Origin of the sequence: Klebsiella sp. K4 (assembly GCF_014596785.2) — a bacterium.
Lineage (GTDB): Bacteria > Pseudomonadota > Gammaproteobacteria > Enterobacterales > Enterobacteriaceae > Klebsiella > Klebsiella pneumoniae.
The window spans coordinates 3,609,721-3,624,462 of sequence record NZ_CP115021.1 but is presented as its reverse complement, the minus strand read 5'-3'; the positions used below and the strand labels follow the sequence as shown (position 1 = coordinate 3,624,462).

14 protein-coding genes are annotated in these 14,742 nt (G+C 57.9%); 4 read left to right on the top strand and 10 right to left on the bottom strand.

The features are described 5' to 3' along the window. Positions 1–145: 145 nt before the first annotated feature. The 3 genes from rhlE to ybiB all read left to right on the top strand — a co-directional run bounded on the left by rhlE (position 146) and on the right by ybiB (position 4,843). Entirely contained in the window at positions 146–1,501 is a 1,356-nt protein-coding gene (gene rhlE, locus IB144_RS18045; RefSeq protein ID WP_004151702.1) for an ATP-dependent RNA helicase RhlE, read from the top strand. Positions 1,502–1,688: 187 nt separating this feature from the next. Beyond that, positions 1,689–3,845 carry an ATP-dependent DNA helicase DinG gene (dinG, locus tag IB144_RS18040; protein ID WP_004147693.1) on the top strand — a complete coding sequence of 719 codons (2,157 nt, stop codon included), beginning with the start codon at positions 1,689–1,691 and terminating at the stop codon, positions 3,843–3,845. 29 nt (positions 3,846–3,874) lie between these two features. After that, positions 3,875–4,843, top strand: coding sequence for a DNA-binding protein YbiB (ybiB, locus tag IB144_RS18035; protein ID WP_032419160.1), 969 nt, complete (start codon positions 3,875–3,877; stop codon positions 4,841–4,843). A 109-nt stretch (positions 4,844–4,952) separates the two neighbouring features. On the opposite strand, the gene ybiJ is transcribed toward ybiB, so the two are convergent. The 4 genes from ybiJ to IB144_RS18015 all read right to left on the bottom strand — a co-directional run bounded on the left by ybiJ (position 4,953) and on the right by IB144_RS18015 (position 6,800). After that, positions 4,953–5,213, bottom strand: a complete 261-nt coding sequence (gene ybiJ, locus IB144_RS18030) for a DUF1471 family protein YbiJ (protein WP_004176772.1) — start codon at positions 5,211–5,213, stop codon at positions 4,953–4,955. A gap of 285 nt (positions 5,214–5,498) precedes the next feature. Then, positions 5,499–5,765: a DksA/TraR family C4-type zinc finger protein gene (locus IB144_RS18025; protein WP_002895824.1), complete on the bottom strand. Its 267-nt coding sequence runs from the start codon at positions 5,763–5,765 to the stop codon at positions 5,499–5,501. Positions 5,766–5,785: 20 nt separating this feature from the next. Further along, positions 5,786–6,046, bottom strand: a complete 261-nt coding sequence (locus IB144_RS18020; RefSeq protein WP_004223802.1) for a YdgH/BhsA/McbA-like domain containing protein — start codon at positions 6,044–6,046, stop codon at positions 5,786–5,788. A gap of 139 nt (positions 6,047–6,185) precedes the next feature. Beyond that, positions 6,186–6,800 (bottom strand): flavin reductase family protein, encoded by a 615-nt coding sequence (locus IB144_RS18015; protein ID WP_002895828.1) that lies wholly within the window; start codon positions 6,798–6,800, stop codon positions 6,186–6,188. Positions 6,801–6,896: 96 nt separating this feature from the next. Between IB144_RS18015 and rlmF the strand changes: the two genes are divergently transcribed. Further along, on the top strand, positions 6,897–7,811 hold the full coding sequence (rlmF, locus tag IB144_RS18010) for a 23S rRNA (adenine(1618)-N(6))-methyltransferase RlmF (RefSeq protein ID WP_002895831.1): 915 nt from the start codon (positions 6,897–6,899) through the stop codon (positions 7,809–7,811). Between the two features lie 2 nt (positions 7,812–7,813). Here rlmF and ybiO read toward each other — a convergent pair whose 3' ends face one another. The 6 genes from ybiO to rhtA form a co-directional block, all read right to left on the bottom strand. After that, the gene (gene ybiO, locus IB144_RS18005) at positions 7,814–10,009 is read right to left on the bottom strand and encodes a mechanosensitive channel protein (protein WP_023312880.1); all 2,196 of its coding nucleotides are present in this window, start codon (positions 10,007–10,009) and stop codon (positions 7,814–7,816) included. 111 nt (positions 10,010–10,120) lie between these two features. Continuing rightward, positions 10,121–10,843, bottom strand: a complete 723-nt coding sequence (glnQ, locus tag IB144_RS18000; protein WP_004142040.1) for a glutamine ABC transporter ATP-binding protein GlnQ — start codon at positions 10,841–10,843, stop codon at positions 10,121–10,123. Continuing rightward, on the bottom strand, positions 10,840–11,499 hold the full coding sequence (gene glnP / locus IB144_RS17995) for a glutamine ABC transporter permease GlnP (RefSeq protein WP_002895837.1): 660 nt from the start codon (positions 11,497–11,499) through the stop codon (positions 10,840–10,842). The genes glnQ and glnP overlap by 4 nt, the downstream gene beginning before the upstream one ends. 125 nt (positions 11,500–11,624) lie before the next feature. Continuing rightward, positions 11,625–12,371, bottom strand: coding sequence for a glutamine ABC transporter substrate-binding protein GlnH (gene glnH / locus IB144_RS17990; protein WP_002895839.1), 747 nt, complete (start codon positions 12,369–12,371; stop codon positions 11,625–11,627). 408 nt (positions 12,372–12,779) lie between these two features. Continuing rightward, positions 12,780–13,283: a DNA starvation/stationary phase protection protein Dps gene (dps, locus tag IB144_RS17985; protein ID WP_002895841.1), complete on the bottom strand. Its 504-nt coding sequence runs from the start codon at positions 13,281–13,283 to the stop codon at positions 12,780–12,782. 237 nt (positions 13,284–13,520) lie between these two features. Next, a complete protein-coding gene (gene rhtA, locus IB144_RS17980; protein WP_002895842.1) occupies positions 13,521–14,408 on the bottom strand; it encodes a threonine/homoserine exporter RhtA in 888 nt (295 codons plus the stop codon). Between the last annotated feature and the right edge of the window lie 334 nt (positions 14,409–14,742).

Genomic DNA, 14,742 nt, shown 5'->3' with positions numbered 1-14,742 from the left:
GCATTCTTTTGCAGATTTTATGCGGCCTGTCACAAAATCTGCTAGACTGCGCCCCTTCATGGCATTGTGGTTTTTGCCATCTCTTATCGCAATAATCTCCCTGAAAACTACGCCCTTCACCGGGCCGGGGCGGTTCGGAGTTGTTATGTCTTTTGATTCCCTTGGCCTGAATCCCGATATCCTGCGCGCTGTCGCTGAGCAGGGCTACGTTGAGCCGACCCCTATCCAGCAGCAGGCGATCCCGGCGGTACTGCAGGGCCGTGACCTGATGGCTAGCGCCCAGACCGGCACCGGTAAAACGGCGGGCTTTACCCTGCCGCTGCTGCAGCGCCTGATCCAGAATGAGCCGCACGCAAAGGGCCGTCGTCCGGTGCGCGCGCTGATCCTGACCCCGACCCGTGAGCTGGCGGCGCAGGTGGGCGAGAACGTCCGCGATTACAGTAAATACCTAAATATTCGCTCGCTGGTGGTCTTCGGCGGCGTGAGTATCAACCCGCAGATGATGAAGCTGCGCGGCGGCGTCGACATCCTCGTCGCCACCCCGGGCCGTCTGCTGGACCTCGAACATCAGAACGCCGTCAGTCTTGATAAAGTTGAAATCCTCGTGCTGGACGAAGCGGACCGTATGCTGGATATGGGCTTTATCCATGACATCCGTCGCGTACTGGCCAAACTGCCGGCGCGTCGACAGAACCTGCTGTTCTCGGCGACCTTCTCCGACGAGATCAAGGGCCTGGCCGAGAAACTGCTGCACAACCCGCTGGAAGTGGAAGTGGCGCGTCGTAACACCGCGTCCGAGCAGATCACCCAGCACGTCCATTTTGTTGACAAGAACCGCAAGCGTGAACTGCTGTCGCAGCTTATCGGCGAAGGCAACTGGCAGCAGGTGCTGGTGTTTACCCGTACCAAGCATGGCGCCAACCACCTCGCGGAACAGCTCAACAAAGACGGCATCCGCAGCGCGGCGATCCATGGCAACAAGAGCCAGGGAGCGCGTACCCGCGCGCTGGCCGACTTTAAATCCGGCGGCATTCGCGTGCTGGTGGCGACCGATATCGCCGCCCGCGGTCTGGATATCGAAGAGCTGCCGCACGTGGTGAACTACGAGCTGCCGAACGTACCGGAAGATTACGTCCACCGTATCGGCCGTACCGGTCGCGCGGCGGCCACCGGCGAAGCCTTATCGCTGGTGTGCGTGGATGAGCATAAGCTGCTGCGCGATATCGAGCGCCTGCTGAAAAAAGAGATCCCGCGCATCGCGATTGCCGGCTATGAGCCGGATCCGTCCATTAAAGCCGAACCTATCCAGAACGGTCGCCAGCAGCGCGGCGGCGGTCGTGGGCAAGGTCAGGGGCGCGGCGGCCAGGGTCAGGGACGCAGCGGACAGCCGCGCAGCCAGAATAATGCCCCGCGCCGTCAGGACGGCGAGGCGCCGAAAGCGCGCACTCAGGACGGCAAACCGCCGCGCCGCCGTCGCCCGCGTAAACCGGCTGGCGAATAACACGCTGATGTCCGGGCCGCGATAACGCGCCCCGGCTCAGGCCCGTCTGTCCGCTACGCGGCGGCGGGCCTTTTTCTTTCCATTACACTATTTGTCGAGCAGGCTTCCACACTCCGCAGAAAGCAATACCTCCGGGCGGGCAAAAATGGCACAATAGTGGCTGTTTATACAGTATTCAGGTTTTCTCATGGCTTTGACCGCTGCGCTGAAAGCGCAAATCGCCGCCTGGTATAAGGCGCTTCAGGAACAGATCCCGGACTTTATTCCGCGTCCCCCGCAGCGGCAGATGATCGCCGATGTGGCGAAAACCCTTGCCGGGGAAGAGGGCAGGCATCTGGCTATCGAAGCGCCGACCGGTGTCGGCAAAACGCTGTCATATCTGATCCCGGGCATCGCCATCGCCCGCGAGGAACAAAAAACGCTGGTGGTCAGCACCGCCAACGTCGCCCTGCAGGATCAAATCTACAGTAAGGACCTGCCGCTGCTGCGTAAAATCATTCCCGACCTGCGCTTCACCGCCGCCTTTGGCCGCGGACGCTACGTCTGTCCGCGCAACCTGACGGCGCTGGCCAGCACCGAGCCGTCGCAGCAGGATCTGCTGGCCTTTCTCGATGACGATCTCACCCCGAATAATCAGGCGGAGCAGAAGCTGTGCGCGACCCTGAAGCAGGATCTCGACAGCTACCGCTGGGACGGCCTGCGCGACCATACCGACAAAGCCATCGACGATGGGCTATGGAGCCGGCTGAGCACCGATAAGGCCAGCTGCCTGAACCGCAACTGCCACTACTATCGCGAGTGCCCGTTCTTTGTGGCGCGGCGGGAAATTCAGGAGGCGGAAGTGGTGGTGGCCAACCATGCGCTGGTGATGGCGGCGATGGAGAGCGAAGCGGTGCTGCCGGAACCGAAAAACCTGCTGCTGGTCCTCGATGAAGGCCATCATCTGCCGGACGTCGCCCGCGACGCGCTGGAGATGAGCGCCGAGATCACCGCCCCCTGGTTTCGCCTGCAGCTGGATCTGTTCTGCAAGCTGGTGGCCACCTGCATGGAGCAGTTTCGTCCGAAAACCACGCCGCCGCTGGCCAATCCGGAGCGGCTCACCGCTCATTGCGAAGAGCTTTTCGAGCTGATTGCTTCGTTGAATAATATTCTCAATCTCTATATGCCCGCCGGTCAGGAAGCGGAGCATCGCTTCCCGATGGGCGAACTGCCGCAGGAGGTGATGGAGATCTGCCAGCGGCTGGCGAAGCTCACCGAGTTGCTGCGCGGCCTGGCGGAGCTGTTCCTGAACGATCTCAGCGAAAAGACCGGCAGCCATGACGTGGTGCGCCTGCATCGGGTGCTGCTGCAGATGAACCGCGCCCTTGGCATGTTTGAAAGCCAAAGCAAGCTGTGGCGCCTGGCGTCGCTGGCGCAGTCCTCAGGCGCGCCGGTAACCAAATGGGCGACGCGGGTGGTGCGCGACGGCCAGATCCACGTCTGGTTCCACTGCGTCGGGATCCGCGTCAGCGATCAGCTTGAACGGCTGCTGTGGCGCAGCGTGCCGCATATCGTGGTGACGTCAGCGACGCTGCGCTCGCTAAACAGCTTCTCGCGCCTGCAGGAGATGAGCGGTCTGAAGGAGAAAGCGGGGGACCGCTTCGTGGCGCTGGATTCGCCGTTCAACCACGTGGAGCAGGGGAAAATTATTATTCCTCAAATGCGTTATGAACCGCTGATGGATAACGAAGAGCAGCACATTGCCGAGATGGCGGCCTATTTTCGCCAGCAGGTGGAGAGCAAAAAACATCTCGGGATGCTGGTGCTGTTTGCCAGCGGGCGGGCGATGAACCGCTTCCTCGAGCATGTGACCGATCTGCGCCTGATGCTGTTGGTGCAGGGCGACCAGCCGCGCTACCGGCTGGTGGAGCTGCATCGCAAACGGGTGGAAAGCGGCGAGCGCAGCGTGCTGGTGGGTCTGCAGTCCTTTGCCGAAGGTCTCGATTTAAAAGGCGATCTGCTGAGCCAGGTGCATATCCATAAAATCGCTTTTCCGCCCATCGACAGCCCGGTAGTGATCACCGAAGGCGAATGGCTGAAAAGCCTCAATCGTTATCCCTTCGAGGTACAGAGTTTGCCCAGCGCCTCCTTTAATCTTATTCAGCAGGTGGGGCGTTTGATCCGTAGCCATAACTGCTGGGGAGAGGTGGTGATTTACGATAAGCGTCTGTTGACCAAAAACTACGGCGCGCGTCTACTGAACGCGTTACCTGTTTTTCCCATAGAGCAGCCGGGCGTTCCGGAGGTTATAGTAAAACGGAAAGCAAAACAGACAGCAAAACAGACGGGCCGCAAACGTCGCTGACGCCGGCGCGTGATGCACCAGGGGGAGCCATGGAGTACAGCAAAATTATAAAAGAGGTGGGTCGCGGTAAGAATCATGCCCGCGATCTCGATGAAGAGACCGCCCGTGCGCTCTACGCGCGGATGCTGAACGGCGAGGTGCCGGAGCTGGAGCTGGGGGGAATATTAATCGCCCTGCGCATTAAAGGCGAAGGCGAAGCGGAGATGAAAGGTTTTTACGCCGCGATGCAGCAGCATACGCTGCGCCTGACCCCGCCGGCCGGCAAGCCGATGCCGATCGTTATCCCCAGCTACAACGGCGCGCGCAAGCAGGCGAACCTCACGCCGCTGCTGGCGATGCTCCTGCACAAGCTGGGATTTCCGGTGGTGGTTCACGGCGTCAGTCACGATCCCACCCGGGTGCTGACCGAAACCATTTTTACCCTGCTGGACATTCCGGCCACCCTGCACGCCGGACAGGCTCAGGCGCAGCTGGAGGGCCATGAACCGGTGTATATCCCGGTGGGGGCCTTCTGTCCGCCGCTGGAGAAACAGCTGGCGATGCGCTGGCGGATGGGCGTACGCAACAGCGCCCATACCCTGGCCAAGCTGGCCACGCCGTTTGGCGAAGGGGAGGCATTGCGTCTCTCCAGCGTGTCGCATCCGGAATATGCTCCCCGGGTGGCGAACTTCTTTCGCGAGACCGGTGGCCGCGCGCTGCTGATGCATGGTACCGAGGGCGAAGTGTACGCCAACCCGCAGCGCTGTCCGCAGATCAGCCTGATTGATGAGCAGGGCGTGCGGGTGCTGTACGAACGCCAGACTGAGATGGCAGCGGAGGCGGTGGTCCTGCCGACCTCGAAAGACCCTGAGGTCACCGCGCGCTGGATTGAACGCTGCGTCGCTGGCGTCGAACCGGTGCCCAACTCGTTGAAGATCCAGCTTGCCTGCTGTCTGCTGGCCTGCGGGGAAGTGACCTCGCTGGAGCAGGGCCTCAGCCGCGTCAACGACTGCTGGTAATCGGATCTGCAGGATAAAAAAAAGCCCGTCCGGTGGCTCGGACGGGCAAGGCAAGGGTATTAAAGGTCTTTTCAGGGTTAATTCAGTGGCTTACAGATGGGTGCAGCGATTATTTATAGATAACCGCAGTACCGCTCAGTTTGTTGTTGGTGTTAGCGGAAGTAATGCTGTAGCCGGTCGCGCCAGCGGCTTCGGCTTTAGCAGCCAGTTTTGCTTCCAGACCATCTAAAGTGGTTGCGCCTTGCGCAGACACCACGCCGATCTTATTCATGCTTTCAGCCTGAGCGGGGGTAACCGGTTCGGCGGCAAAGGCGCCGAAGGAAAGAGCGGTCAGAGCGATGGCAGCGGCAGCATATTTGATGTTTTTCATAGTTAATCTCTCGCAGGTTGTTCTGTTCAGGGGACGATGTTCCGTCGATATGATAAGTATCACGCTTTTCTGCGGGAGATAAAATCGAAGGAAATTCACAGTCTTCATCGAATTTTTTGAATGATTAATAATTTACTGATTATTAATAAATTATTTCTCATTCTTTTCGTCACGAAGCGTAGCGAGGAAGACCGACGCGCTTAAGGGCACATATTGCAACTTTTTCCGCCAAAAAATGTGCGCGAAAAGATAATGCGAAAGGCTGTCATAATCGGTAAAGGAAAGTCAGCGTAGCTGGCTATCCTTGGATCCGCGACGATTATATCCTGAAAATGTATTGTTATGTAAATCTTTCTCCTGCTGGCACTTCACGCAGTATCTGACCCCTGGGATGGCCTGTCGACGGGCCTCCGGAATCGGCTCTCCGCATTCATCACAAAATTTGTTGCTTTCGCCGCGCGGAAGCTCGCGGCGGGCGCGAGCCACCGCATCGTCAATAGTGCTGTCGATCTGATCCTGTACGGCGCCGTCGCCTGCCCAACCTGATGCCATCGTCTGCCTCCTGTAAAAGGTTATTGATAAATTATAGCTGAACCGTACAGCCGGTTACCGCTGCTGGCGGCATTGATCCGCCAGGCTATCGCCCCATGACGGTGGGCCTTATCCGCGAGGGCGGCCGCCAGGTCGTCCAGGGTGCTGGCACCGAAGGCGGAGACGGTGCCGACAGGGCGGAGCGGCCCGGCATAGGGCAGTACGGGTGGCGGTGGCAGGGGAGAGGCCGCGGTGGCATGAGCGGTGAGCGCCGCGGCGAACAGCAGCGAGACGAATTTCATCAGCATATCCTCATAAACCGCATGGGACATAGCTTAAGTGTAGGTCTTTCCAGACCGCGCGACAGGGAATGTTTAATGCAAAACAGTGCGTTTTGCATGCTACCGGCGCAGGGGAGCGCTACTCTGGCCGGTAGATTATTTAACGGGCGTCAGGGCGGATCATGTCAAAGCGCAGGCTGTCATCAATACCGTAATAGGCGCTCGGGCCACCGGCGCGCAGGATCGGCTGGGCCCGGGCGGTTTGATAGATACCGTTGTCCAGCAGTGATTCATCAATATGCACGGCAACCACTTCACCGAGCACCAGCCACGTATCGACAGGGTTGCCGTCGGCGGTGGTGAGTTGAATACACTGCGACAGACGGCACTCAAAGTTCACCGGACTCTCCGCGACCCGGGGAGCGCTGACCAGGCGGCTGGCGGCGGCGGTGAGGCCGGCGCGCACGAATTCGTCCTCATGGTGCGGAATCGAGGCTGACGTTTCATTCATCGCCATGGCCAGCGGTCGCGTCGCCAGGTTCCAGACAAACTCCTTTGTTTCGACGATATTTCGCACGCTGTCTTTCCAGCCGCTGCTGGCGAAACCAATGATTGGCGGCCGATAGTTAAAGCAGTTAAAAAAGCTGTATGGCGCCAGATTACGCTGGCCCTCGGCGTCCTGCGAGGCGATCCAGCCTATCGGGCGAGGCCCGATTATCGCGTTCAGCGGGTCATGCGGCAGGCCGTGGCCCTGCGAAGGTTGATAAAAGTACATGCTGCACCTGTCACGGATAATGGAGATATCCAGACTCCCTTATTTACCGCGCCGCCGTCAACGGGTATCTTACGCGGCTGTTCAAAGGAGATTGTCATGAAAGCCCAGAAACCGGGGTTACACCCGCGTAACCGCCACCATCAACGCTACGACCTGCCCGCGCTCTGCCAGGCCCATCCTGACCTGCAGGGCTACATTACGCTCAATCCGCTGGGTGAGCAGACCATTGATTTTGCCAATCCGCAGGCGGTGAAGGCGTTGAATAAAGCGCTGCTGGCGCATTTCTACGCGGTCAAACACTGGGACATTCCTGACGGCTTTCTCTGTCCGCCGGTGCCTGGGCGGGCCGACTATATTCATCATCTGGCGGATCTGCTGGCCGGGGATAGCGGCGAGGTGCCGAAGGATGCCACGATCCTTGATATTGGCACCGGCGCCAACCTCATCTATCCCCTGATCGGCGCTCACGAGTATGGCTGGCGCTTTACCGGCAGTGAAATCAACCCGCAGGCGTTCGCCAGCGCGCAGGCGATTATCAATGGCAACCCGGGCTTGACCCGGCAGATCCGCCTGCGCCGGCAAAAAGAGAGCCAGGCTATCTTTCACGGCGTGATCCATAAAAACGAGACCTACGACGCCACGCTGTGTAATCCGCCGTTCCATGACTCCGCAGAGAGCGCCCGGGCGGGGGGCGAGCGCAAGCGCCGCAACCTCGGACTCGGCGCCGAAAGTGGCCTCAATTTTGGCGGTCAACAGCAGGAGCTGTGGTGCGAAGGGGGCGAAGTAGCCTTTATCTCGCAGATGATCCGCGAAAGCCAGGCCTTCGCCCGCCAGGTGAAATGGTTTACCTCGCTGGTGTCGCGCGGCGATAATCTGCCGCCGCTCTACCGCCTGCTGACCGAGGTCGGCGCAGTGAAAGTGGTGAAAAAGGAGATGGCCCAGGGGCAAAAGCAAAGTCGCTTTATCGCCTGGAGCTTTATGGACGACGCCAAACGCCGTCGTCCATTCTAACGCTACTCGGCGGCCGGGCTGTCGGCGCCCGGCATCGGCAGCTGCTGCCAGGTCTGTACCGGCGCGCGAACCCCGGCGCGATCGAAGTGCTTTTTCACCTGAGTGTCGAGGGCAAAACGCACCGTCCACTGCTTCAGCGGCAGGGTGGTGAAGCTGACGCGTAGCGTAAAGGCGGTATTGCTCAGCCCCACCAGCCCGGCGAACGACGGTTCGCCAATGATCAGACCGCGGATCTCCTCCTGGGCTAGCAGATCGTCCACCGCCGCCTTCAGCGCCTGGCTGGCTTTATCCAGATCCTCATGGCGGTCAACGTCATAGTTAGCCACAACCGAGCCAATGCCGCGCACGAAGTTGGCAAAGGTGGTGATCGAGGACCAGGGAATTATGTGATAGGCGCCGGTATCCTGACGTACCCCCACGGAGCGAATCGACATTCGTTCCACGGTGCCGGTCAAAGGACCGATGGTGACCAGGTCGCCGGTGTTCATCCCGTTCTCAAACTGGATAAATATGCCAGTGATAATGTCTTTGACCAGGGTTTGCGCACCAAACGAAATGGCCAGCCCTAACGCCCCGGCGCCCGCCAGCAGCGGCGCAATGTTTACCCCAATTTCCGAGAGCAGGATCATCACCGTGATGGTGCTGATCACCACCGCCAGCGCGTTGCGAAACAGCGTCAGCAGCGTCCGGGCCCGCGCGCTGGGCAGCGGACGGCCATGAATATCCGATGCCAGCCGGTTTTCAATCAGGCTGGCCAGAACCGTCCAGCCAATGGCGGAGAAGAAGAGGATCAGGGCGATGCGGATCAGCACATCCACCGTTTTTTGCCCGGCATCGTTGTGCAGCCATTCCCGGAAGTCAAACAGGCCCCAGGCGCTCAACAGCAGCATGATGGCGACACAGACGGTGAGAATGCGCGCCGCCTTCAGCGAGGCGGAGATCCAGCCATTTAGCCGCTTTTGCAGTTCAGGGTAGTTGCGCTGAGTGGCGGGCGACAGGGTGATGGTTTTGGCTATCCAGCGCGACAGGATGCCAGACACCAGCGCCGCGCCGCCGATAATCGCCAGGCTTTGCAGGGTGGCGCCCATCATGAATTTCAGGCTGTTGCCCGGGTCGAACAGGGAAAAGAAAAAAAGCACCACAAAGTAGGCGCAGGCCAGCCAGTGCCAGACCAGCGCGAAGGCGCGGATAAACAGGCTAAAGAAAGCGAGTGAGTGGTCGGCCAGGTGGATCAACCCTTGAGTAATCACCGCTTTGTTATGAAAAATCAGGTACAGCGCCCACAGCGTAATGCACAGCATGATGATGACGTTAGCCAGCGCGCCAACCTGAACATTCACCTGATTGGAAATAATCGGCACCGCGACGATCAGACCGTAACCAATCAGGCTGCTGAGCGCGCTCAGGCGCAGGCTCCAGTATGACGCGGCCTCGTCGCTGAGGTTAAAGGGCCGCAGGGCAGGAATGCGCGGGCAGAAAATGAGCCGCAGAATAGCTTTAAAAAACTCGATCAGCGCGAAGGCGTTGAGGAAAAGGCTCTGCTGGAAGGCGATGGTAGGGTTATTCCCATTCAGGCGATCGCTTAGCAGCTGACCGACAAACAGGGTTAGCGCCAGCAGCAGCAGGTCGATGATAAACGCCCCGGCGATGGTCAGGGGCAGCTGGAGCCAGTTACCGCGATCGCGGTTTTTATGCCGTCCCCATTCGCCCATTTTGCGATACAGCGGCAGCGCCGCGAGGCGTACCAGCCACCAGAAGGCAAACACCAGCCCGGCCAGCAGTAAAAAATGCCAGGCCGCGCTGGTAAAGGTTTGCGGATTAAAGGGCTTATGCGGTGAGCCGGTGATATTGCGCCACAGCTGGGAAAAGCGTGATGAGAGCTGTTCGCCATATTCCCGGCTTATCTGGGTGACGTTCTCCAGTACCGTGGTCTCTTCTTTTACCGCCGGTGGCGTCAGCGTCGGGGTGCTGTCGGGCGGCGGCGTGGCGGCTGCTTTACGCAGCTGGTCAATGAGCTCCTGACGGGCGGAGTCGTTGGCCAGCACATCGGCCAGTGCGGCATAAGCCGCTCTTTTCTGTTCCACATCGGGTTCGCTGGCGCTGTTTTTATCAGTGTTAGCCGTCGGCACGCCGGGCAGGGTGGCGGCGGAAAGCGGGGCAGTAAACAGTGCAGCGAGCAAAAGCAGGATCCACGGCATGGGCACCTCCGTTGCAACGTAAACGGGTAAGTATAGAAGCCGCTGGCGGAAGGGGAGGGAAGAGGATTCTGGAAAAGCGGCTCTCATCGTGGGGGAGAGAGCCGTTGTGGGTCAGGCGACGTGTTGCAGGAATTCACGCAGGCGCGGGCTGGGCGGGTTCTTCACCAGCTCCTGGGGATTGCCGTCTTCAGCAATTCGTCCTTTGTCGATAAAGATTAGTCGCGAGGCCACTTTTTCGGCAAAGCCGATTTCGTGGGTCACAATCACCATCGTCATGCCCTCTTCCGCCAGGTCCTGCATCACCTTGAGCACTTCATGGCGCAGCTCCGGGTCGAGCGCGGAGGTCGGTTCATCAAACAGCATCATCTTCGGCTTCACCGCCAGCGCGCGGGCGATGGCCACACGCTGTTGCTGGCCGCCGGAGAGTTCGGACGGATAGTGATGCGCGCGCTCAGCCAGACCGACTTTCGCCAGCAGCTCTTTCGCCTGCTTCTCTGCCGCCTGCTTGCTGGCGCCGCGTACCCGCAGCGGGCCAAACATCACGTTTTCCAGCGCCGTGAGGTGCGGGAACAGATAAAACTGCTGGAAAACCATCCCGGCTTCCTGACGAATCAGACGTTCGTCCACCTTCGGGTCGTTGACCTTCAGACCATCGACAATCAGATCGCCGCTGGTGATCTCTTCCAGCTTATTGATGCAGCGCAGCATCGTTGATTTACCGGAACCGGAAGGGCCGATAATGACCACCACTTCACCCTGATTAATTTTCAGAGAGATATCGTGTAGCACCTGGGTCGGACCAAAGTGCTTGGAGACGTTTTTAAATTCAATCACAGGATTTTCATCCTTCTTTCAAGACGACGCAGAATAAAGCTCAGGACCAGGGTGATAATCAGGTAGATCACGGCTACGGCGCTCCAGATTTCCAGCGCGCGGAAGTTGCCCGCGATGATCTCCTGTCCCTGACGGGTCAGTTCGGCGACGCCGATGACGATGAACAGCGAGGTATCCTTGATGCTGATGATCCACTGGTTGCCCAGCGGCGGCAGCATGCGGCGCAGCGCCAGCGGCAGGATCACGTGGCGAATGGTTTCGCGACGCGACAGGCCAAGCGCCAGGCCCGCTTCGCGGAAGCCTTTATGTATGGAGAGCACCGCGCCGCGGGTGATTTCCGCGATATAGGCGCCCGAGTTTATCATGATGGTCACTACCGCCGCGGAGAAGGGGTCGATGCGCAGATCGCTAAAGGCCATCGGCAGCGCAAAGTAGATGAACATAACCTGCACCACAATCGGGGTGCCGCGAATGATTTCAATAAAGACCAGCGCGATGTGGTTGGCGATCCAGCCGCCGAAGCAGCGGGCGAAACCGGCCACCAGACCAATTATCAGACCGCCGGCCAGGCCGAGGACGGAAATCCACAGCGTCATTTTGGCGCCTTCCAGCAAAATCGGAATGGCAGGCCAGATGGCACTCCAGTCAAACTGCATAATACGTTCCTGTTACCGTGTCGAGAGCAGAGGAAAGCCTCCGCCAAAATACCGTCTCCCGCCGAGCCTGTGCCGGAAGACCGTTGTGGTGTCGCCGGACCTCGGTCCGGCGAAGTACGTTTTTATTATTTGGGTTCAGTGCCGAACCATTTTTTATAAATTTCGTTATAGGTACCATTGTCGCGCAGCGTTTTCAGCGCACCGTTCACTTTCTCACGCAGCTCGTCGCTGCCTTTCGGGAAGGCGATACCGTAGTTTTGCGCTTCCAGTGATTCGCCTACCGCTTTGAACTTACCGTTGCCCGCGGTTTTGATGAAGTACAGAATATTCGGCGTATCGTGCAGCACGGCATCCGCGCGACCGGTTCCCAGCTCCATATAGGCGTTATCGATGTTCGGGAACTGACGCAGATCTTTGGTTTTGATATTGGCTTTCGCGTAGTCAACGGAGCCGGTGCCGCTCTTCACCGCGACCACTTTACCGTTCAGATCTTTGACATCTTTGATGTCGTTATTATTGGCGTTGACCATCACCAGCAGGCCGCTTTTGTAGTAGCCGTCGGAGAAGTCGATCGCTTTTTTACGCTCGTCGGTAATGGTGATCCCCGCCAGCGCCAGATCGATATTTTTGGTTTGCAGCGCCGGGATAATGCCGCTGAAGTCCATTGGCTTCAGGGTGTAGTCGAGCTTCAGCTCTTTGGCGATAGCCGCCCACAGGTCAACGTCAAAACCCACATACTTATCGCCTTGCTTAAATTCGAACGGGACGAACGCCGTATCGGTGGCGACAACCAGGGTCTTATTGGCGGCATGGGAAGAAACCGCAAAAGCCAGGGTCAGTGCAGCCAGTGAAACTTTAAATACAGACTTCATAGCATTTCCTTTTATATCCACGGGACGATCCCCTGCGAGAACGACTAGCCTAATGAAAAAATCGTGCCACTTTTACAAGCTGTTGTTTTTCAACAAACGAAGCGTAAGTCGTTGCACAAGATCGATCATTTCAGGCAGTGACTGCACCATGATGGGGCGTCATTTTGGTGCGTCATAAGGGTGCTGAATTACCAGCCCATTTTTAGCGCAAACCCTGATGGGAAAACAATCTCGACGTAACGATTGTGTGAGGTGATTATTACAATCTTTTTACTTTTGCGCGCATTTTCATCAATCTGGTGCCCTGAAACGGTGCAAGGCCAGTGGAGGATGAAAAGCAAAGGATGGAATATAGGGCAGGGAGAAACGCTGAGGCGCCGCCGACCGCGCTGGGCCGGCGGCAAAGCCTTACTCGATGTTGGCTTCAATGAACCACAGGAATTTATCCAGATCGCGGGAAGCCGCGGTGAAGATATCTGCAGTGTCTTCGTCTTTTGCTTCGTCGATCGCCTTACGCACATCGTTCGCCACTACCGCGTAGCGGTCAGCCAGGGCTTTCAGGTGATCCTGAACGTGATGGATGTCCAGCGGGTAGCTCTGCAGCGGGGTTTTGCTGTTAATGACCTGAGTGGTACCCAGGGCGACGCCGCCCAACTGCACCGCGCGCTCGGCCATGGTGTCCAGATGTTCGGTCAGCGCGGTACGGAAGCCATCCAGCATTTCGTGCACGGCGATAAAGTTCGCACCGCGCATATTCCAGTGTGCCTGCTTGGTGATAAGTGACAGGTCAATGAACTGGATCACCTGGCGATTCAACAGCTCAATGGTCGCTTTCTTTTCGCTGTCAGCGACATCGTTGCGGGTATAGACCAGATTAGACGCTTTTGATTTAACCAGTTTTGCGGTACTCATCGTTTCATATCCTCTTGATATTGATGCTCATCACACTTCAGATCTGAATGATGTGGAGCGTTGTCCCAAATGACTTCGGAAATAAGTATAGCAAGGGTTTTCAAGAGTGAGGCATCGGCAGGCTATATCACTCCGATAGCGCAAAGTGGGTGGTTATTTTAAAAATATTTAAATATCAGGTGTTTATATTTGGCTGAACGGCCCGGATTTCTCTCGGGCCGGCGCCGTAACAGAATGTTAATTGATATCGACCTGCTCGACTTTACTCTGCCGTTGCATAGTCAGCGTGGCGCCCATCGAGGCGATAATGATCGCGCCGAGCGCCAGAGTCTGGGAGAGCTTCAGCGTTTCACCGAGGAAGATCATACCGGAGAGGGCTGCTAACGCTGGCTCAAGGCTCATCAGCGTGCCGAAGGTGCGCGTCGGCAAGCGCGTCAGGGCCATCATCTCGAGGGAGTAGGGCAGCGCGGTAGAGAGAATCGCGATCCCCAAACCCAGCGGCAGCAGCGACCACTGCCACAGCGTATCGGTGGCCTGCGCCATACCTAACGGCACAAACACCAGCGAGGCGATGAGCGACCCCATCGCTACCGTGGCTGGACCATGCTCTTCACCGGCACGCTGTCCGGTCAGAATATAGACCGCCCAGCACGCCCCGGCGCCGAGGGCGAACAGCGCGCCGGTTAAATCGACCTGCGCCACGTTCTGCCCCAGCGGCAGAAGATACCATAGTCCGAGGATCGCCAGCGCCACCCAGACAAAATCCAGCGGGCGGCGCGAACCAAACAGCGCCACCGCCAGCGGGCCGGTAAACTCCAGGGCCACCGCCACGCCGAGCGGAATGCGCTGCAGGGATAAATAAAAGAGATAGTTCATCGCCCCGAGCGCCAGGCCGTACAGTAGCAGCGGCACGCGCTGCGCCGGGGAGAAACGTAGCCGCCATGGCTTGAACACCACCACCAGAATCAGCGTTCCCAGGGCCAGACGCAGGGCGGTGACGCCCGGGGCGCCGACCACCGGGAACAGCGATTTAGCAAGCGATGCGCCGCTTTGAATCGAGGTCATGGCGACTAAAATCACCAGTATCGGCAACCATGCCGCCGCTTTTCTGGATGGACCGGGCATCCTTTCTCCTGTCAGGTTTTGTCAAAAGGGGTAAAAGTTCCAGTGTACTGGAATTACCTGCCGGCGGTTGAGCTAATGTTGAAAAAAACAGGGGCAAAAACAGTACAATGGCGAAAACTGCTGAGAAATTCACCAGGCGGTTAGGATTAATCTGGATGCTTGCGAATTTCTTAATGAGCGTTAAGATGTAAGTTAACGCCAAAAATTGTTGTTTTCCATATTGTTACAGAAATATGGAAACTTTTGGTTACATGAAAAAGTATGTTAGACAATGTAAACTCCAAAGAGTTTCCCAAAAGTTTTTGATATATTTAAGGCTTAGGACTTATTAGAA